Below are 21,057 nucleotides of genomic sequence, written 5' to 3' on the forward strand. Positions count from 1 at the left end.
TTCCCTTGAAGTTACTTTGAAAGTGGATTAGCATTTACTGATTCTTTAACTACCCTACCTTAAAAAGAATAAATAAAAACACCCTTTAAGATGCGCTTATACGTTAGCTACTCATAATAAAATAATTGAAATGGCTGACGTACATTCAAAAGAGACCCGAAGCTATAATATGTCCAGGATCAAAGGCAAAAATACTAAGCCTGAGATGATGGTCCGTGAATATCTGCATGGTAAAGGGTTCAGGTACAGGTTACATGTAAAGCAGCTTCCTGGAAAACCAGACATTGTACTGCCTAAGCACCGCACCATAGTCATGGTGCACGGTTGTTTTTGGCACGGTCATGAAGGGTGCCGGTTATTTGTAGTACCCAAGACAAGAACCGATTGGTGGATGAGTAAGATAAACAGAAACAAGGAAGTTGATCAGCGCAACAACCAACAACTGCAGGAACTTGGCTGGAAAGTACTGACTGTTTACGAGTGTGAATTAAAAAAGGGGAAAGTAGAAGACACTCTCTCAGATCTTGAAAAAAACATTCGTTCTGATAATTAAACACTTAGTATTAATCCCCCAAACACAACACTAAAACTATTAGCATTCTTTGGTAAGTAAAATACTTTATATTAATTTGTCATAAATTGACAAGTAAAAATAAACAAGTCATACTTATGCAAAGCTTCGGGGAATTTGTCCGGGATCTCAGAAGAGAAAAAGGACTGACTTTAACACAACTGGCAGCTCAGCTGGAAATAGATTCTGCAAACCTGAGTAAGATAGAGAATGGCAAGCGGGAGTATGACGAGAAACGCCTTCCATTGCTCTGCAATATTTTCAATCTTGACCTTGCACAGATGAAAAAGGAACTGCTCAGTGAAAAATTTGCAAAGAAAGCCTATGAAGACCATTTGGACACAGGTGTGTTTCTATTAGCCGAGAAAAAAGCAAAGTACATGACAGAAAGTAACAGCAAACAAACCAGCCTGGAATTTTAATTATGAAATACAATACCACTATCCTCAGTGAGATCCTGGTTGAAGATCAGCTCTCACTGTTCAATCAGCAGGAAGACTGGCGACTGAAAGAGTTCTCAAACCCTAATGCCCACATCCGGCTGGGAACCCTCTTCAGCGGTATTGGGGCAATAGAGCATGCATTAAAAAGATTAAATCTCAGCCACTCCGTTACTTTTGCCGGAGACATAGATGCTCATGCTAGAAAAAGTTATTTCGCCAACTATGAGATTGGTGCTGAAGACTGGCATAATGACGTCACCCAGTTTTCTGCAAAGAAATACAAAAAAGAAGTAGACCTGTTGGTGGGTGGCAGCCCCTGCCAGGCTTTCTCTATGGTAGGCAAAAGACTTGGCCTGGAAGATATAAGAGGTACTCTGTTCTATGACTTTGCCAGGGTTGTGTCAGAAACCAAACCCAGCGTATTTATCTATGAAAATGTAAAAGGACTGATAAACCATGACAAAGGGAACACCTGGAAAGTTGTTCAGGACGTTTTCCATGAACTGGGTTATAAAACCTATTCACAGGTACTTAACAGCAAGGACTATGGCATTCCTCAGCACCGCGAGCGGATTTTTGTGGTAGGCTTTAAGGACCATAGTGTTGAGTTCACCTTCCCCAAAAAAGTAAAGCTGGAACATACCATGCAGGATTTCCTGGAGGACTATACAGACTCCAAATACTACCTGAGAGACAAAGGAATAAAGTTCGTTACCAGCACCAAAAACAGAAATAAAAGATATACCCAGATAAACGGAGATATCGCCATCTGCCAGAAAGCAAATCAGCAGTTCAACTGGCACGGCGACTTTGTTTTTGAACCAGCTCTAGAAGGGCAGGATTTTGATGAATTTATCTTTGATGTAAGTACTGTGGAAGAGAAATATTACCTGTCAGACAAGGTGCGGGACTATGTGTTAGCAGGTGGTACTAAAAACTTCAAAACCAGTACTAAAACGGATCTTGAAGTAGCAAGACCACTTCTGCAATCAATGCATAAAATGCACCGGGCTGGTGTTGATAATTATGTAACGCACAACAAGGGCAGGATCAGAAAACTTACTCCCAGAGAATGCCTGAGATTGATGGGATTCAGGGACGATTTTAAGATTCCAGTTAGTGATACTCAGGCTTACCGGCAAGCAGGCAATAGTATTGTAGTTGATGTATTAATTGCCTTATTAAAACAAATTGATATTACACGTCTAGTAAAATAAAATGGAAGATTTTTCAGACACTAAGGAATCCGAACCAACTCCAAAAAATATTGGACTCGAAGCAATAGGCCCTCCAATAGCTACATGGCGAAACGTAACAATAGATAACTTTAACTTTTTTATAGAAGTTCTTCCCAAACAAAAAATGAGTTGGAAGAACGCTAAAGAGGCAATATTAAAGAACTGGGAAAATACAACACACTGGAAGGATAAAAAGCACCCTATTACAACCACTCCAAATAAAGAGTGGAATACTGCCTACCAGTTAGCTACACAACTTGGTTTATATTACGTGGATAAAGACACCTATTATCCTAGATTTACTGATGATCCAACTATAACAGAGAAAGTACAATACATTAGAAATTGGCTGAATAAATATTTCTTACCAAATCCTTACACGGAAGGCTTTAAACATTTTGAAGACCAACCACTACTTGTACATAGCAGATACTGCTCACTCTTTTTAGAGAACAATGGTAGTGTTCGAAAAGAACCGATAGATTGGAAGGAAGCCACAGAAAGAGTATTTGAGGGAAAGGTTGGGCGAGATGATATATTAAAAAATGCAATAAATACCTGGTCTGACATTCTTCAGGTGGAAAAAAATAATTTAAAACTAAAGTACAATATTTCACCAAATGATTTAAAAAGTATAACGGAGTTCAGCTTAAAGGATTATGTTTGGAATGATAAAGCTAAGTTTTTCCAACACTTTAGGGTAGATTCTGATACTTCTCCTAACAACAGTTATACATCAGCTACTAAAATTGTTAATCCTCATAACTGGCTGATATATGGAGCTCCAGGAACTGGGAAAAGTCATTTTTTAGATAAAGAATCTAAAGCCTTTCAAAATAAATTTACAAGAGTAACATTCTACCCTGATTATTCTTATTCAAAATTTATAGGAAACTATAAACCAGTATCTTATTATAAAAACCCTGCTCCTGCAACTACATTTCATAAAACTAAAAAATCAAACGATCCTTGCTCAATAATTAATGAACCTGTAATTGATTATACCTTTTCACCAGGGCCATTTTTAGAGGCATTAGTAGAATCCATAAAGTCAGAAGAACCATACCTTCTGATTATAGAGGAGCTTAACCGTGCAAATGCCGCGGCAGTTTTTGGTGAAATATTCCAGCTACTGGATAGAGATAAAGGAGTAAGCAGGTATAAGGTAAAACTTTCCAGTGAAGCAACAGCTTATTTAGAAGAAGTGTTAGGAGGGAATTTCACAGTATTTGAAGAGGATATATTTATTCCGGCAAACCTATACATTTGGGCCACAATGAACAGTGCTGATCAGGGGGTTTATCCTTTGGATGCAGCCTTTAAAAGAAGATGGAGCACCAAATACATGCCTCTTAACCCAGCATTTGAAAGTAATGAAAGGCTAAAAGATGCCCAGATTGAATTTGATGGAGTAACTTATTGGTGGGATAAATTCAGAAAAATCGTTAATGACTTCCTTTCAGGACCATTAAAGGTAGCTGAAGACAGATTGATCGGTCCTTATTTCCTTTCAGAAGAAGAAATGAAAGATGCTAAATCTGTAAAATATAAGCTTATCCTGTATTTGCGTGACGATGTCTTAAGGCATAATCACAGTCGCTTCTTCGTAAATGGAGAAACTTTTCAACAGATAATGGATAGTTATGGGAATGGAAATATTTTAAAAGATGGTATCAAAGAGCTACTCCAGGATGCTGTTATTCTAGAACCAATATCAGCTTCTGAAAGCTCTACTCCGGCAGGCAACATTAAAACCACTGGCGAAACAACAGATATACCTCAACCAAAATCAGGTGCTAATGAAGCAGCCAGTGAAATTAATAATGATGTGGAAATTAGGGAAGAGGAAAACGACACTGAGAACGCAGTTAAACAGGACTAAGAATAAATTTCAGTGTTTGTATCAGATAATAATATAAATTTCTTCTTCGAGCAGGTAGAATCAAACTCCATATCTAATGTAAAGGAATGGCTGGGAGATCTATATTCCTTATTTTTGGAGAAAAAATTTATCGTAGTTAAAGATAGCAGGGTAGTATTTACCTATGTTGGTGTGGCATCCGATAAAAAGAAAACCCTGTGTATTTTACCAAAGTATCTCAAAAGTTCAGCTCCTGACTCACAAAATAGACCTGAGCTAAATGATTTTTATCACAAACATGCTCAAACTCTGATTTCTGTACTTAAAGCATATGAATTAAATACAGCTCAAAACATCTCTGATTTTGAGTTTTACAATTTATCATCTTCCTCCTTCACGAACGAGATAACGTTAGCAGACTTTCTTTTAAACGATTATGTACAGAATGGTTTGTGGTTCCATACCAAGAAAAGAACAGTCATAAGCACAGAAGGTGAAATAATGTGGGAGAGAACAATTGACAATCTGCATCCGGTAATTTCAGGGGGTGTCCCATTCTACTTTGAGGCTTATACAACTTCAGAAGAGACGGTCTACAATAACCTGATTACCGCTATCCACACCAGGGCTTTAAAATACTGCTCTTACAGGTATGCCAGTATTCTGAATGTCAATTCAGATGCCGATTTCCTACACGATTTTGATCTATCTGACCTTGTAGAAGGTGATTATCTGATCAGTATTCTTCTTGAATTAGGCGAACCTGATTATCTGACCAGTATCCTGGAAAGAGAACTCAGGGTAACTTATCAGGAAAGAGAAATAAAACTGCTTAAAGCTCTGCTTGAACTGATCAATATCAGTAATTATACTGGGAACGATCAATACACCCTGTACGGCAAGAATAAGTTTGAGCATGTATGGGAAGATGCTATCTCTTTTACTTTCAAAAATGAATACAGTAAATGGAAGCATCTTATTCCTTCACCAGAATGGAAGAATGCTGATGGCAGCACTCCTGATGTTAAAGAAACGTTGATTCCAGATGTACTTAAAATTTTTTCGCTTTTACAGTCTGATAAAAAAGCCTTGCTTATACTAGATGCCAAGTATTACCTGCTCAAGTACAAAAAGGGCAATCCAGAAGGTACTACACCTGGCGTTGGCGACATTGTAAAGCAGTACTTTTATGAGATGGTTTTACATCGTCCTGAAATATCCAGGATAGACAAAAACGTGAACTGGCTTGGGAATGAATCAGAATGCCTGAATATTTTAGGTTACCCTGCTAAAGGCAGCCTTAAGGGTCCCTTACTGGTCTCCGTTACAGGACAGGTTAGCATTGCCAATGGCTTTATTGACAAGCCTATTATTAACTGCGCTTTAAATGCTGATTATATTTTTGACAGTTATACTGAGGGCAGACAATTTACAGAAAAGGAAATAAACAACAAGTTAATAGAACCCTGTCAGACTTACCTTAAAGCAAGTACAAAATAGACAGGTTAATAAAATGCTCCATAAAATGAGAACAATTAATATTACCAACCAAAATTATGTGCTCCTGGATACAAGAGACAAAATAACGGTTGCTGATTCTTTTGTGCTAAACCCAAATAAGATAGGCGGAGGGAATGGAGAAGCAAAACTCTATGTAGGCAATGATAATTCTGAACTCCGTAATTTCTTCGGCCCGAAAGGATTCAATATAAATTGTTTTATTCTGAAGTCAGATTTGCTCAGGTATCTGAGTGATTGTGAATCAGAATATAAAAACCCTGTACAGGAATACAGAGGTAAAACTGATTTACCTTATCTATGGGATGAAAGAGTAACCAAAGTATCCTGTTTTCCTAATATCCTGTACTTTAACCTGGAAGAACAGACACAGATTTCCGGTCCTAGAATATACGTAAAATCAGATAGCCTTTACTTCAGCCTGATCAGAGAACTGTCCCTTCCTAATATCACCTACCTGTCCGTTCTTAAACTTCAGAACAATTTGGGACAGACAAATTATTACTTAAGACTATTCACAGATTTTTTTGGGGAACAGCAGCACGCATCTGAGCTGATCAGAGAGCACACAAAACTGAATGAGGAGGTATTGGATGAGGAAGAAAAAAATCAGATCTTAAAAGCTAATTCAGGACAGGGTAAGTTCAGAAAATCTATTTTAGACAAGGATGCTCTTTGCCCAATTACACTAATAAATGATGAAAGGCTACTGATTGCAACTCATATAAAGCCATGGGCAAAATCAGGCACAAAAGAGAAAACAGATCCTAAAAACGGAATTGCTTTCACTCCCACCTTCAGTCATCTGTTTCAGAATGGATTTATATCCTTTACTGATGATAAAAAAATACTGGTTTCTCCATGGGTGGCAGATTCAACCTGTGCCCAATTAGGAATAGAGCACTATAAAGAGTTTCCATCATTTCCCATTGAAGGCCGGAAACAGTACCTTGAGTATCACAGAAGGAATATATTCAAAGGATAGATGAATTTTAATCAGGAAGTCATATAAGGAGACTAAAATGTGCATTCTACATACATTTTAGCCTCCTTACACACCCAACAACCTTTGTTAATTAGTAAAGATGCTCAGGCAACTGCTTCTTCCACCATTTCAAATCCAAACTCCTGCGCTTCCCTTAATAAACTAATAGCCCATAAGGCCTGCTTAGGGGTCATTTCACGCCCTCTCTGAATGTGGGTACCCATCTGGAAAAGAAACTTTCTGGCTTTACCATCAAACATGTCATTATTAGCTGCCCAACCAGCTAATGCATACAGAACCTCGGGCCTCAGGCCTGCTGCCTGCTCAGCATTCCTGTCTTCTACGGCCTTATACTTTTCCTTCATCTGCTCCTCCGTCAGGGAATACTTTTCCATAACTTTTCTGGCGGGTGTAGAGCGGAAAAAATCTGTTACTTCCTTACAGGTTTTAATGATCTTCCACAATTCCTCTTTTTTAGCAGCTTCGCTGGTATCATCACTGGTTCTGTACTTCAGAATACATTCATTTATCAGCTTCAGTAATGATTTTGCAACCGTACTGAAATCAGCTTCCAGCTTTCCGTCTGCACAGATTCTTGAAAGATCCAGTGTGCTCCTATAAGGTTTTTCAGAGGTAATGTTCCTGGAATAAAAGGCAGAGATGGCATAAGGGACAGTAGCCGAACGTATCTGACCAATGGCTGCACTTCTTGTGCCGTAAAGTTCCTCAAACTCCCGGAACAGGATTACCCTTGCAACCAGGTCTTCAAAAAATATCTTATCCATATGTTCAGGAGAAGGGTATTCCTCCTGTATCATGGTCATAAAATCTTTAAATACCTTCTCCCCTCCTTTTTTTACCAGAAAAGGCTTTTGGCCCCAGGCCACGTAATACTTGGCAATCTGCTCTTTAGACAGTTTTCTGTCTTTAGGAAATTCCTTTTCTGCTGCTCTCCTGTTAGAAACAGTATTAAGATGAGTAAAGTATTCTCCCTTTGCCCGTTCAAAGAACCATTTTTTACCATCCCTGGCTATATAGGATAAAGACAGCTCCTTTATTCTTAGCAGATGAGGGTTTCTGGATCTGAGATCCACACTTGTGACTTTGGTCTGAGTGTTGGATGATAAGGAAATACTGGAAATCAGTTCTTCAAGATCTTCAGCAGAATCTGTTTTCAGAATATTGATTTTAGCCGTTACTTTCACCTTATCTATATTTACTCCTTCCTTACCGGTAAAGAAAATAGAAGCCGTGGTCTGCCCTCCGTTTACAATCTGAAAATCAGATAATGAGTCTATGTATATTCTGCCCCCATCAGTACTGAATTCAGCATCAGAAGCAGTTATGGTAACACCATTGTTATAAGCCAGAAACCGCTCAGGGTTCTTTTTGATGGTGTCCCTCATGTTTTTATTAGCTCCTCTGAAGTTAAGGAAGGCCCGCACGTTTTTTTCCAGCAGACGGCTGCTGTAATCACGGTATAACTGCCAGAGCACTTTTCCAGGGATTACTGCCAGATAAGAAGCATAATTTGTCTCCCGGGCAGCTTCAATACACTCCAGCGGGAACTCATACCTTTCTCTGAATCTGACCTCCAGCGGCTCTCTGGGCTCATTGGCAGATTCTATTCTCTGCAGAAAGTTGATATCAATCAGCTTCTTTTTTATCAGAATATCTTTTTCAACTTTAATTCCGCTATTTGATGTCTCCAGGCTTATAATTTCTTCCTCAAATTCAAATGTCCTGGCCTTCTGTTCTTTTCCCCTGTTATCTACAGAGATAGTTGCGCTAAGTAAAAAAACCTCAATTACATCAATCTCATTAATTCCTTCAAAAGAAGATAATTTATTGATCAGGGGTTTAACAGGTGAAACCGCATGGATGCTTTTCAGTTCTCCTTTACAGGCCGATCTGACAAATCTTGTACCCATCAGAAAAAGATTATCATAATACTCCCTTCTGGAGATAAGTACTGAACTTTCATCTATGGCCTGAGGAATGTCTGATACAAATAACTGAAGACGCTCCCCAGACTCATTGAACAGATAACCGTTTATTTTAAGAGGGTGGCCCTGGTGCCTGCTCTCATAGTAGGCATCATTATATTCATCTGATTCCGTTATTTTAGATGAATACATAAAATAAAGGCACTCACTTACAAAGTTTTCGTCTTCCAGAAAGCCTTCATCATCCTGAAGCTCATTAAGCTTCTGCTCTCTGTATTTCTGTAATTCGTCTATTGATATCATATATTTCTGTATTCCAGCTCCCGGACAAAACGTGCAATTTTACCCAGCTCAATGTTGTAGGATAAATTTTTTATACCCTCTTTAATTCTAGATTTAATAAGAACAGGGAACTCCTCATGATCTGCTTCATAACATCTCATCCCACAGAAAGCAAATCTGTAGTGTTCATATTTTTCAAGCATCTGCTCATTAACACCCTTCTCAGCCAGGGCTTTCACCAGTGAGTGCAGTTCTACACCACTCTTTATGATGTGTAACTTAATCTCAAGATACTTTTCTCTTAGGCTGAAGCTTTTCTGATCTGTAGGATCTGCAGTATTCAGTTCAATAACTACCAGATACAGCTTTTTTTCACTGACCGGCTCCAGCTGATATTCACTGGAAATTTTCACTTCATGCCCTGAAGATGAAATGGCTTTTATTTCAAAAACATGGTCTTTTAATATAAAGTCTTTATCATCTCCATACACCCCGCACCAGCTCTGAAGCACCTCCTCTTTGTTTATTGTAGTGTTCTGCAGCAATGACTGTAAAAAAACCAGCTCGCCGGCAAGCCCTTTTATTTCTGCCTGTGACAGATCAGTGGTACTGCTCTTTTCAAAAAATGAACCCCAGTCCCAATAGGTACTGATCAGCTTTGATGTATATTCTTTTTCATCCTGAATAGCAGCAATTCTTTTAAAGAGAGAGAGAATAAGATCATCAAACAGCTCAGCCATCTGAGCGTTTTTTAGTTTTATAATCAGTCCTGCCCCATGTTCAAAATAAGAAAAAGCAATTGACAGATTGGCATGAGGCTTTGGTCTGAAGCCCGCATAATTTTCGTGCAGATTCTGGGGCAGGTATAAAACCAGGCAGCGTTGATTTTCTGCATCCAGTGCAAGATACAGTTCCGCATAGCACTCACCAGGAAACCTTATTTGCCTGAAAACTTCAGAACCTGCAGGTTCCAGCTTATCCCATCTATTTTTAAGATCCATTTATTTAATCAACAGATACTGGTTCATCTACATTATCAATGAAATCAAGCTCATCAGTTTCCTCCTCTTCCCCATCATCAGGCTGCGTTTCATTTACAAGGAATTCTCCTCCCGGATCATTATCATTTGCCGGAAAACTAAACCCGAACCCTATGAGTGGCACGGAGAAGTCAAATCCTTCCTTTACAGCTTTTTCCTGCAACTTATCATCATGGAAGATTTCTTTCACATTTAGCAGATAAACCAATAACAGTCCTTCGTTTGCGCTTCTTTTCCGCCTGAATATACTTCCCGGGAGAGTTTTTTTGTTAGCCTTCGCCAGGGCTTCCTGGAAAGATATCTTCTCAGTTTTGATTATTTCATCTGCCTGCGCCTTTTTGAACTCATCAACTGCTGCTGACTTCAGCTCCTCTGGCAGATTAACTGCTTCATCCAGACCTGTGGTCACAATACGTCCTGAAGCTACACGAAAAATATTGTCCAGGAGGAGGTCATTATAATAATTTCCTGGCACTCCTTTCTTATTTTTCCCGGGCCCGGATCTTAATGACAAATCTACATCCTGAAGCACCTCGGATGTTAGTTTACCTCCGCTCCCGCTCATTTGTATAGCAATAGTCCAGTTCTTTAGAAATCCATGGTCATTTGCCAAATTGATGTAAGCCTTTATCTCTCCCAGGGTAAAACTATCTGTGGCAATAAACGAGTGCTCCTGATCAAGAAACCGGAACAAACCATCCTTATCTGTTCTGATTTTATAGAACTTTGTGGCCTTCCCATCGGTTTTAGACTCTTCAACTTTCAGGTTATCAGCTGCACTATACTCCTTCAGCAAAGCTTCAAACTGTTCCCAGCTTCTCTTTAGTTTGTCTGCCTCCAGCTTAAACCTGTAGGTTTCCACTAGTTTCTCCCTGAAAGTAAACCTTACAGTATTAGCATTCTTAAGGATTGCTGGTCTGGTTATTCTTAATGTATCATGATCATTCCGGATTCTCAGTGCGTATCTGGCTGGTGACAACCCTTCGCGGTTCATGGTTTCTATCCGGTCTTCCAGCTCTGTGAGCGTACGTGTAATGAAGTTAAATTTATCCAGGGAGTCAGAATCCATGAATACCTTACAGGCATCTACATACCCTGGTCTGTATCCAAACCACCGGCCCATCTGTAGCAATGTATCAGCATGGCTCGTACACCTGATAAAATAGTTGACAGATAAACCTTCCAGGGTAAAACCTCTTGATAACCGGTTACCACCAACAGCAATGTATTTTTTCCCTTTTCCATTACTATCAACTCTATATTCCAGTTTATGACCTCTTTCTGAATTAACAGCTTTTATTTCAAGATCCTTCACGGAAGCAGGCAGGAGAGCAATTATATCCTTCCTGTACTCCTTGGCAGTCAGAGTCTGGTCATGATAGTCTTCTGGTAAATGCAGGTGAATATTTTCTACTTCATAGGCAAAATACCTGTTCCACTGCTTTTCAAGACGAGCATATATTCCATTTTCGTCATTCAGTGAATGGGAAGCAATATCCTTTTGCAGGCCTTCTAAATACTCTGCAATTTTGTCTGCAGCACTGTTCTGCCAGTCTGTTAACAGGGAAACATGAACCAGCATGGTATGGTGCGGATTGTACCCTGGTGTATTGACCAGCACCTTCTCCCGGCTTAGTCTCAGAGCAATTGAAAGAACAAAGCAGTCAATGGCATCCTTAAGAGACTCAGGCATACCTGCAGGCTTGTCCTGTCCTTTCTTAGCTTTTGGAGGAAAGTGGATACGGTAATCACCTATAATACTGATGATAGGAAGTTTTCTTTCTCCTTCTTCCTCCTGTCCATGTTCAAACATCAGCTTAGGACCAACGTAATTACTGGGTGCATTCAGTTTGAATATAAAATCATCGGGGAATAAGCTTTCGGTAAGGGCATGTTTATGCACAATTTCTTCCTTTCCTCTTCTGTACCTGATTTCCCAAAAATCACTTATTCCTTCATTCTGATCCTGCAGGATATTGGCAAAAGGTGTAGCGGTGTAGCCCAGGTAGGACTTTTTATTGAAAAGACCCATTAAAGCTCTTATATGCCCGTTTACTTTACCCGCATATTCTATGCCTTTATATCCAAGATTATTAAGAGAAGCATTATCAGCCTCGTCATCCAGAACAAGTAAAGGTACATCCATGCGCTCATGCCCTTCAGGAATGGAGGTATGAATCCAGTATATAAGATTGGCCAGGACACTGTGGTTCTTCTTGCAGACCAGGATTTTAGTATTAGCAAAGGCAAAATTCGCATCCAGCAATCTCCTGCTGAAATCGGTATCGCAGGAGGTAATAGATTCTACCTGAAAAATCCCTGAGTCATTTCCAAACTCTCTGATTTGCCCAACTCCCTTTACTCCCTGAGCACTTTTTGTTTTATTTGTGAGGGTACCCCAGCCGATAACATCCTTTTCAATTCGGTCCTGAGTCTGTGCTCTCAGGTCATCCATAATACCGGAGAAAACAATAATTAATTTATACCCCAGGTCAATGGCCCGGTTTATAACTCCGTTAAAATTACCAGTTTTGCCTGACTGAACATTACCTACCACCACTCCTTTGGTGAAGTATGCATTTTTAGATAAAGGGTCACCTAAAAGCTCTGCAATGGTTTGGGTGCTTTTGTCAAGCTCCTCCAGTACATCAAACGCTCTTCCCTGCCTTCCGAGATATTCCTTATACCTTGTCCAGTAATGCCACTGATCATTTCTGATTCTCTCTTCGGTAATCCAGGACGATGCGTTTTTACCTTTCAGCAAAGTTCCTGGTTTATTGATTGTAACAACAGAGCTTCTGATTTCTTTCGCTACTTTATCAAACAGTGATTCCACATCAGAAGCTTCCAGTAATTCAAGTTGTCTTCTGATATGTCTGAAGGCTGAAATACTTTCCCTGATCTCACCAATTATTTGCTCCAGTTCATCCTGATTAGGTTTTCGGTCAAATCTGCTCAGCAGATCATCCAGTTCCATCCTGTACAGGGTAAGCACATCATAAAAAAGCTTCATACAGCTATATTTTTTTATTTAAAATGATATCCACCTCTTCTTTTCTGAATATTGAATATAGAGTATTCAGTACCCGATCTTTACTGTAGTTCTTCTTTTGAAACATCTCCATATATGCGATTATATCTTTTGAAGTCTCTTCATCAACAACAGTATTAAGCTCCCGACTACCCTGATTATCTTCATAACCTAAGATCAGTTTTAATTGGTTGTTAACTGCCCTGATCAGCGTATTAAATAATCTATGTGAGCTATGATCAAGATGCGGCTCAATCTCCTGTATTAATGAAAATTCAGGGTTTATCCGATACTCGGCTCCTTTATCTGTGATCACTTTTATCAGCAAAGGCTCTGCGCCGGCTTTCTTACCTTTTTCTATAAGTTCATTATTTATTCTGTTTCTGTACTCCTTATAGGATTCTTCCTTTATTTCAGCAACAGCTCTCAGAAACGCCTGCTTCAACTCAAAAGGTATTTTGAGACTGGACTTGGAAACATTCAGATGAAAAAGGGCATCAAGTTTATTGCCGATATCAACTTTAAGCCTACCTAATTGGAACTGTGGGGACTTCTTCAGAAGTCTGTTCCAGCCACCTGATATAATCAACCTTCCGTTTCTGTACACATAAATACCTTCCATATCTGTCAGACTTCTTTTACCACTAGTCCATACAGAAATACCTTCTTTGCTTTCCTTAATGCTTCTTGCCGGAAGCACATAGCCCTTTATTTTTACCGGATCACCTTCATGTATCTTGAAGCTTCCGGCAAGTGCCAGAAGATCAGGTTCTTTTTCGGGAAATGGATCAAAGGAATTTACCAAAACATTATTAATTCTAATGGTGAGCCTGCTGGTCTTACTATCAAGAAACCTGTGGAAAACCATTCCCAAATGGTCTGCCGTTTCATCATGAAGCTCATCAGCAAGGGCGCCCTTTCTGAAGCTCATGTCATTCCTGAGTCGTTCAATTTTATACAACCCGCACCAGATAATAATTGTACCTGGCATGAAATCTTTATCATGACCAATATATTCCTCACTAAGGTTTCTGTACTCCTGAAGCAGGCATTCAATCTCTTCAGAAGTATTAATGATAATGCTCCAGTTTCCGGTTTGTCTCAGATAATCTACATCCCAGGTTCTAGCTGCGTAAACAGCAGATCCCTGAGATCGGGACAATACAGTAAAGCATCGGGTCTGTGAAAAAGAAGCAGTTTTCATACCCAGGCCAAACCTCCCCAGGTCTGGTGAAGACCTTAAATTGTCTGGATTATTACTTGGAAACCTCATATTAAGATGAAGCTCCTGCTCAGTCATACCATTGCCATTATCTGCTATGAAAATTCTGAACGGTTCTGAACTGACATCACTCAGAATTTCTACTCTTGAAGCATCTGCTGTTATGGAATTATCTATAAGGTCTGCAAGGGCAGTTGATAAGGAATACCCTTGCTCAGATATCGACTTTATAAATGAAAATGGTTCAGGGGGTAATTCTTCAGAAAATCGTTTCTTCATTTATAATCTGTGATTTGCTCCTGTAAATTTTTGTTATTGTAGTGATCGCATTCTGATACTTCTACTCTGACTATACTATGAGCTTGTCTGATTCAGCTGATTTACACCAATACTCCCAAATCAACACCATCGCCAATGTGTCCAGATGGCAATAGCGCAGAAGCGCATTTTTCAAAGCTTCTTTTTCATTTGGGTTATTTTTACAGGTGCCATACAGCATGTGTTGGTAGGCGCGCATTGCTTCGGTTCCCTCCTTCACAGTGATGGCTTCACCATTGATTACAATGGCTGGCAGAAGAGAATAGGGGTTTACTACATCTCCATCAGAATTCTGCACAAATAGGCAATGGTCTTCAAGAAGCGCTTTGGCCTTCTCTGTCCCCATGGCTTCTAATACAGCTGGCAGGGTAACCTTTATAGAGGTTCTTCCCCCCATCCCAGGGTGAAAGTAGTGCAGCTTGGCCAGTTCATGTAAATCAAGAATGCGCCCTCTGTTCTGAAGAAAAGCGTCTAACCAACTCTTCAAATCTTCTGATGCACCTACCCTCTTATCCATGGACCGCCTGATAGCTTTTAGCGTTGACTCCTCAAAAGCTGACCAAACCAATACAGTACCTTCATCCCCTATGCACGCACGCAATGCTTCTACAAATTCAAAATTAGGATAGATGGTATCTGTATTAATCCATTCTGTATGTGTAAGCTTAGCTCCGGGATATTCTATAGTATGGCAACTCCACTGAAAACATACCTTTTCATAAGTATGCATTCCGGCATGGTAGGGTATGGCCATCTGTGATGTTTCGAAATCAATAAAATGCAGCGGGTAAGCTATACAAGATGTAGCATTGACAAAACCATCTCTCTCAAAAACCTCTTCTTTTTGATATACCTGGTAATATGGCCGGTTATTATACTTACCCTCAATAAGCTCTACAGGTATATCCGTTTGTAACACCCGTCCTTCTTGAATCAAAGTATCCATGGGCTTAGACTTGGCTCTATTAAAGTTACCTAACTGTGCCAACTCCAGAATATGGGGTTGCTTATTAGCAAATTCATTCCAGCACTGCTCATATCCGCTCTGTGGAAACTTAGCATTTTTGACCGTATAGTCACACTTACTGCAGGCTATTGTAAGCGGTTCAATAATTCTTTTCCTCTCAAACAAAGCTTTTTCAAACAAAACAGCCTTGTTGAAAACGTCCTTTGTCATTTCAGGCGTTAAGCAACTATCTATACATACCTCAGTAAGGATATGCCCTGTATGTAACCGGTCAATCTCACCTGTAAAGTTTACTATAAGTTTTCTGAAGCCATCCTGCTCTACTGTTTCCTGCAACTCAAACCATGAAGCCAATCCCTCTATGTCTGTGGTTTTGCTTTTGTCAGGCATCATCAACCAGGCTTCGATTTCGGCTTCCGGGTAAAGCTCAGCAAGCACTAGTTTTTGAAAAGCTACATCATTAAAAACAGGTTCCCACTTGTCTTTCCAACCTGTTTTAAAATAGTTGTCTCCTTCTGCTTTTTTAGATGCATGCAGATTACTGTCATAGGACTTAGACTTTACTTCAACTATTCTAAATCTGTTCCCTTTCTTCTCCAGAATATCTACTCTTGCAAGTTTGGCACCTGCCTTAATCGTTGCTTCAAACAAAATGATGTTCTCATTTTCCAGTAAAGCCTTTGTAGCTTCTATAGCAGCTGCATGACCGCAATCAGTGTCAATAAGTATTCCATCAGGATATAATAGCTGTGCCATCTTACCCACCATAAATCCTCCATCAGCCAGCAATCGAAGGTAATCGTTTTGTCCATCAGATGTGGGCATCCCTAACTTCTTGTAATATAACTTTGATGAGCATTCCTGAGCTACCAAAAAGTCAGATTTAGTAAGTGTGCTTTGCATAAAAAAATATTTATAGTTAGGGATCAATATAAATTTATATGAAAGAGGCTTCTTTTTCGCAGGACGAAAATTGCGGTTTGTGTTACTGTTTGAGAACATCTGTGATTCCAAATGCTTTTTCTAGAAGCTTTGAGGCCAGTTGGCTAATCTCCTCTCTATCGGTCAACAAATTCAACCACTGCTTGGGAATGGCCTGCATCCCGTAATAGGCACCGGCCAGTTGCCCGTACACCGCTCCTGTGGTATCTGCGTCATCACCCAGGTTTACCGCCATCAGGCAGCCCTCCTCAAAGGTGCTGCTATTGTAAAAAGCCCACAAAGCAGCTTCCAGTGACTTCACTACATACCCACTACCTTTAATGAAAGGTGGGTTGTGTTGTTTGAAGGAGCCTTTCGCCACTTCCTCTACTTCAGGGGAAAGTTCATACTGCTGCCAAAACCCAGGAACGGGAGTATACAAAGGCTGCAACAGTTCCTCTTTACTTTTCCCCTGTAGGGCCCCCATTAATAAACCAGCCAAGTACACACAGGCATCAACCGCTGTCTTTGCCCCGTGAGTGGTTCTGGAACTGTCTGCAGCATGTTGCAGCGCCAGCTCAGGAGTTTGGTAGTAGAAAAGAGGCACGGGTGCCAGGCGCATAATGGAACCGTTACCAGCACTGCAGGGATTCGTTGATCCGCTAAAAGGGTCTTGGGTTTGCTCAAAGCGGCTCAGCGCCTGGTACGTAGCATTTCCTATATCAAAACATTCGCCACTGCTGCTTCTGTATCCTTCGCGGTACCAACGCACGTAGCGCTGCATCTGGTCCTTAGCATCAAAACCATTGCAATGGAGGAGGCTGTCTGCCAGACACAGGGCCATAGAAGTGTCATCCGTCCACTGGCCAGGCTTCAGGTGGAAAGGTCCACCGCCAACCATTTCTGTGATAGGTTCAAAATGACCAGGCTGTGTAAATTCTAAGGTGGTTCCAAGAGCATCGCCGGCAGCAAGTCCTAACAAACTTCCTTTGAATCTTTCTATGGTTGAGATCATGCGGTTATAATGGTGTGATTTAATTCTGAATAAAATTACTGATGATGCCAGGAGCCGGCAATTTGTTTCTCTTTTAGATTTTCTTATAGCAATTTTCTAACTCCTTCGTCTTCGCTTTACAACAAATGGGAGGTAGACTATGTGTTGTCATAAAATGAGTTTTTTTAACTTAACTAAGGGAGACAGATTTCCATTTTCGCTCCACTTTTGGCAAAACAGGTCGAAAACGGAAATCTCAGGTAAAGCCCTTTCTGTAAAAAAGAGAGAAGTAGCTATTAGCTTACCTATACTGTCTCAATATTCACATATCCGTTATTGGCTATGATATAATCAAGCAGTTTACTGTAGCTGGCGCTGGCTCTGATGACACTTTCACACCCTACGAGTACCACTTGTTTTTTGGCACGGGTTAACGCGACATTCAACTTCCGGTCTACCACTCCATCATCTGTAAGGGACTCCAGGAACTGCATCTGCTTGCCGTGGTTTACCGCTAAAGAGATAATGATCACATCCCGCTCACTGCCTTGGAACCGCTCTACCGTATCTATTTCTACCTGCTCCATGATTTTACCTTCCACATGCCCGCTTCTTTTGATTGTGGCAATCTGGGATCGATAAGGAGTAACCACTCCAACGCAATCCGGGCAAAAATCTGGGCCATACACTTTATGGACCGCTTTAATGAAGCCGCCTACCAATTTGGCTTCCACAGAACTTACTTTGGCTACTGACTCGCGGGGAGCCGGCACAAAGATAATCCTGGCCTTGGCCATAGCGCGTTCATATTTGCTCTCTGAATGAGGATTAAAAGTTATATGGGGAGCAAATTGATCTTCTCTGACAGGCTGCAATTTTCCATCGTAATACTCATGACTCACGAAGTCACAGATGTCATGATGCATGCGCCCTTGCCTGGTGAGCATACCATAGGCATCGTTCCAGCCATTTTTCTGGCAAATGGCCAATAAACGGGAGAACAATGAATTCTTGAGGGAAGTAAGCTGAATCCCTGTCAGTTCAGGAGATTGCACTTTTGTGTATTTATCTGCCTGGGTAACTACCGCTGGCAATTGTTTTTCATCCCCAATTAAGATAAAACGTTCAAACAAAGGCAGAATACCTACTAAGTGAGGCTCCAGTAACTGTGATGCCTCGTCCACTATCACAGTATGGAATTTCTTAAACTTAGTTAGCTGATTGAAACCTCCAAAGGATGCTTGGGTGCTGACAAAAATCCGGGTTTGCTGCACCAATTCATGGAGTTCACCCACTGTTTTTTGCTTGGCTAACTGGTGGAAACAATTAGAGGCTGACCCACTCCGGGACAAACGCAGATGGGGCAGACCTGCGGCGGTCAGGTGCCGGCAAATCTCCTCCACAGCACTGTTGGTAAAAGCCATGATCATGACATTTTCCTGAGTGCTGTTATACAGATTGTGCACCATATTGCGCAGCATTCTGGAGGTTTTACCGGTACCAGGCGGTCCTTGCAATAAGAAATAGTTTTTGGCACTTAACGCCTGGGCCACCAACGTACGCTGCTCCTCAGTAAGATCTCCGGTGATAGCATAAGGCACAGGAGAAAAAACGGGTGCCGCTTTCCCAAACAATAGGTCTTTTTTAGCTTTTGGCGCCTGCAGAAAAGAAGCCATGGATTTGGTCATGTCATCAAATCCTTTTTCCATGAGGTCCCGCTCCAAAGCCCAGTAAGGATACTTTTTGAAATACCCTGTATCCATAGTTTTAGATCGCAACGCCACTACTACTTCCCGATCCGTTATTTTCTTGATGTTACACTTAAGAATCTGGGTTTTGATGGCTGCTTGCTCATCATCTTCAATCAAGGGGTAGAGAATGGTGATGTCACCTTCGCGCAAATTACTCATCTTGTCAGAGAGCATCCCCCTGCTCAGATGCACTTCGCTGTTCTCAGTTAATCGAGAAAACTCCAGATAATCCAGGATGGAGAAATTATTCCGCTTGTCATTACGGGCTGCACGCCAAAGTGCGGCAAAGCCTGCCACGCCCTCTACCTCGTCACTGCCAATTTTAGCAGTTCTTTGCTCCCGGGCAATAAAACCAACGAATTCTCTAAAGTACTTCAATTCATAAAGTGATTCATTTGAGGCGGCACTTTCAAGTCCTTGCCTAAGTTTAGCCAATGCTTCTCTATCAAAGTCAGGTAACGGTCCAAATGAAGCGGGATTTAACTTAGGCAATACTTTCTCGGGTTTCTCTGCCAGCATAAAATCATACAGCACCACATAATTGCGTACCGTCATGAGCTCCTGCTTCAACTGCACAGACTCAGAATGGTTACGCAGGGGCTTGCCTTCATTGCTGCTGTTAGAATACAGAATGGCACTATCGCCGGAACGGCCCGGGAAGGTAGATTCCAACAGCATGTTGTAGCATTGTACCTGCGCTTTATTGTTGCCCCAAAGCCCTCCATTGTAATGGATGCCTGGAGCACTGCCACTTTTTAATTCGACGATATTCTTACGGTTTGAATCTTCAGGGTCCTGCGCCATCATATCCAAACGTCCGTGCAGGCCATATTTGGTAGAAAAGTAAGTGGGTTCTATTAATAGGGTATGTTTTCTGTATTGCTCCAACACCCCTTGGATTACGGCTACATGGGGAGCAGCATCCAGATGCATTTTCTCCAGCAATGTGGGTTTATGGGCACCCATTTGCTGCGTCACACATAATAACCCAAAAGCTTGTTCACCCATGGGTTCATGCCGCACATCCAGTTGCTGCTCCCCCGGAGACAGAGCCAATCTGTCAAGTATGCTGTTGACCACGTTCCCCAGCATCATCTTCTCATTTGTCTCTGACTGTTTGAATTTCCCTAATAAGTATATGTTAGGATTAAGTCCATTCCGGTCAAAGCACTCGGCCAGCTTAGAAGCCTCGATCAGGTAATCTGGCTCCACCACCATGACGGTCTGCGGTGTGGTGCTGTATACATTTTCAGTTCCTTCGTTCAGCTGAATATTGTAGAATGCAACATGTGCGTACTTCCAAAGCTGCTTCCCAACGGCGGCAAAACCGTTGCGCATGAGGTCCTTTTCCTCTTTGGGGTTATACAGGTTGACAACAATATTATCCTCTTCACCCGCACTTCCAAAGAGTGTAGTACGGAATGGGGTGGCTGGATCATGCTCCACTCTGAGAATTGTGAGTTGAAGCTCCTGTACGTGGGTATGATTCCGTTTCTTCTTTCGTTTGAAAGTGATTTCGGGCCTGTTTTCGTAGAAAGCAGTTAATTCTGCCGGTTCCGGCGTGCTTCCAAAATGACTCACCGCTAATGCCAGGGCACGCACTCCCGCCAATACATCATCTTCTGACGCGTTTGAACCGGCATTATGGACGATATCATTGGCCCTGATGCGCAATCCGTGCACTTCTTCGCGCAGATCAGGAGTTACATCGTATTTGTCAAAGATGAAGTTTGAACGGCTGAATGTATTCTGGAAGAATTGTTGCTCCTTGCTCGTTAGCTCCTTGAACAAGGAGTCAAGAACACCTCGTAACTCTATCAATTTCCCTTTAGCCGGTTGCTCAGCTATGCCATTGATAGAGGCTAATTTTTCAAAATAATACTGTGCTGAATCTGTAGAAAGTACACTCATACGCTAGTAAGCAAGAATACGATATTTTATAAAAGATATAAATTTTAGTTTCTAAATA

The 21,057-nt window shown here is 41.0% G+C and carries 13 protein-coding genes; 6 read left to right on the top strand and 7 right to left on the bottom strand.

The annotated features are described in order from the left end of the window. The first annotated feature begins 130 nt into the window (after positions 1–130). The 6 genes from J3P34_RS06550 to J3P34_RS06575 all read left to right on the top strand — a co-directional run bounded on the left by J3P34_RS06550 (position 131) and on the right by J3P34_RS06575 (position 6,616). Positions 131–553 carry a very short patch repair endonuclease gene (locus J3P34_RS06550; protein ID WP_210487253.1) on the top strand — a complete coding sequence of 141 codons (423 nt, stop codon included), beginning with the start codon at positions 131–133 and terminating at the stop codon, positions 551–553. 116 nt (positions 554–669) lie between these two features. Beyond that, positions 670–993 (top strand): helix-turn-helix domain-containing protein, encoded by a 324-nt coding sequence (locus tag J3P34_RS06555; RefSeq protein ID WP_210487255.1) that lies wholly within the window; start codon positions 670–672, stop codon positions 991–993. 2 nt (positions 994–995) lie between these two features. Further along, positions 996–2,231 (top strand): DNA cytosine methyltransferase, encoded by a 1,236-nt coding sequence (locus tag J3P34_RS06560; RefSeq protein ID WP_210487257.1) that lies wholly within the window; start codon positions 996–998, stop codon positions 2,229–2,231. A gap of 1 nt (position 2,232) precedes the next feature. Further along, positions 2,233–4,134 (top strand): AAA family ATPase, encoded by a 1,902-nt coding sequence (locus J3P34_RS06565; protein ID WP_210487259.1) that lies wholly within the window; start codon positions 2,233–2,235, stop codon positions 4,132–4,134. Between the two features lie 114 nt (positions 4,135–4,248). Beyond that, positions 4,249–5,613, top strand: a complete 1,365-nt coding sequence (locus J3P34_RS06570; protein WP_210487261.1) for an LlaJI family restriction endonuclease — start codon at positions 4,249–4,251, stop codon at positions 5,611–5,613. 25 nt (positions 5,614–5,638) lie between these two features. Further along, positions 5,639–6,616, top strand: coding sequence for an HNH endonuclease (locus tag J3P34_RS06575; protein WP_210487263.1), 978 nt, complete (start codon positions 5,639–5,641; stop codon positions 6,614–6,616). 104 nt (positions 6,617–6,720) lie between these two features. Here J3P34_RS06575 and J3P34_RS06580 read toward each other — a convergent pair whose 3' ends face one another. From J3P34_RS06580 to J3P34_RS06610, 7 genes are all read right to left on the bottom strand, one after another. Beyond that, entirely contained in the window at positions 6,721–8,865 is a 2,145-nt protein-coding gene (locus J3P34_RS06580; protein WP_210487265.1) for an AIPR family protein, read from the bottom strand. Continuing rightward, positions 8,862–9,845 carry a PD-(D/E)XK motif protein gene (locus J3P34_RS06585; protein ID WP_210487267.1) on the bottom strand — a complete coding sequence of 328 codons (984 nt, stop codon included), beginning with the start codon at positions 9,843–9,845 and terminating at the stop codon, positions 8,862–8,864. Before J3P34_RS06585 ends, J3P34_RS06580 begins: the two co-directional genes overlap by 4 nt. A 4-nt stretch (positions 9,846–9,849) precedes the next feature. After that, positions 9,850–12,897 (bottom strand): Z1 domain-containing protein, encoded by a 3,048-nt coding sequence (locus J3P34_RS06590; RefSeq protein WP_210487269.1) that lies wholly within the window; start codon positions 12,895–12,897, stop codon positions 9,850–9,852. A 4-nt stretch (positions 12,898–12,901) separates the two neighbouring features. Then, on the bottom strand, positions 12,902–14,416 hold the full coding sequence (locus tag J3P34_RS06595) for an ATP-binding protein (protein WP_210487272.1): 1,515 nt from the start codon (positions 14,414–14,416) through the stop codon (positions 12,902–12,904). Positions 14,417–14,486: 70 nt separating this feature from the next. After that, on the bottom strand, positions 14,487–16,325 hold the full coding sequence (locus J3P34_RS06600; protein ID WP_210487274.1) for a DUF2779 domain-containing protein: 1,839 nt from the start codon (positions 16,323–16,325) through the stop codon (positions 14,487–14,489). An 82-nt stretch (positions 16,326–16,407) separates the two neighbouring features. After that, positions 16,408–17,358 carry an ADP-ribosylglycohydrolase family protein gene (locus J3P34_RS06605; RefSeq protein WP_210487276.1) on the bottom strand — a complete coding sequence of 317 codons (951 nt, stop codon included), beginning with the start codon at positions 17,356–17,358 and terminating at the stop codon, positions 16,408–16,410. A gap of 284 nt (positions 17,359–17,642) precedes the next feature. Then, positions 17,643–20,999 (bottom strand): ATP-dependent helicase, encoded by a 3,357-nt coding sequence (locus J3P34_RS06610; protein WP_210487278.1) that lies wholly within the window; start codon positions 20,997–20,999, stop codon positions 17,643–17,645. Positions 21,000–21,057: the final 58 nt, after the last annotated feature.

Origin of the sequence: Rufibacter aurantiacus (assembly GCF_017916345.1) — a bacterium.
GTDB classification, from domain to species: Bacteria; Bacteroidota; Bacteroidia; order Cytophagales; family Hymenobacteraceae; genus Nibribacter; species Nibribacter roseolus.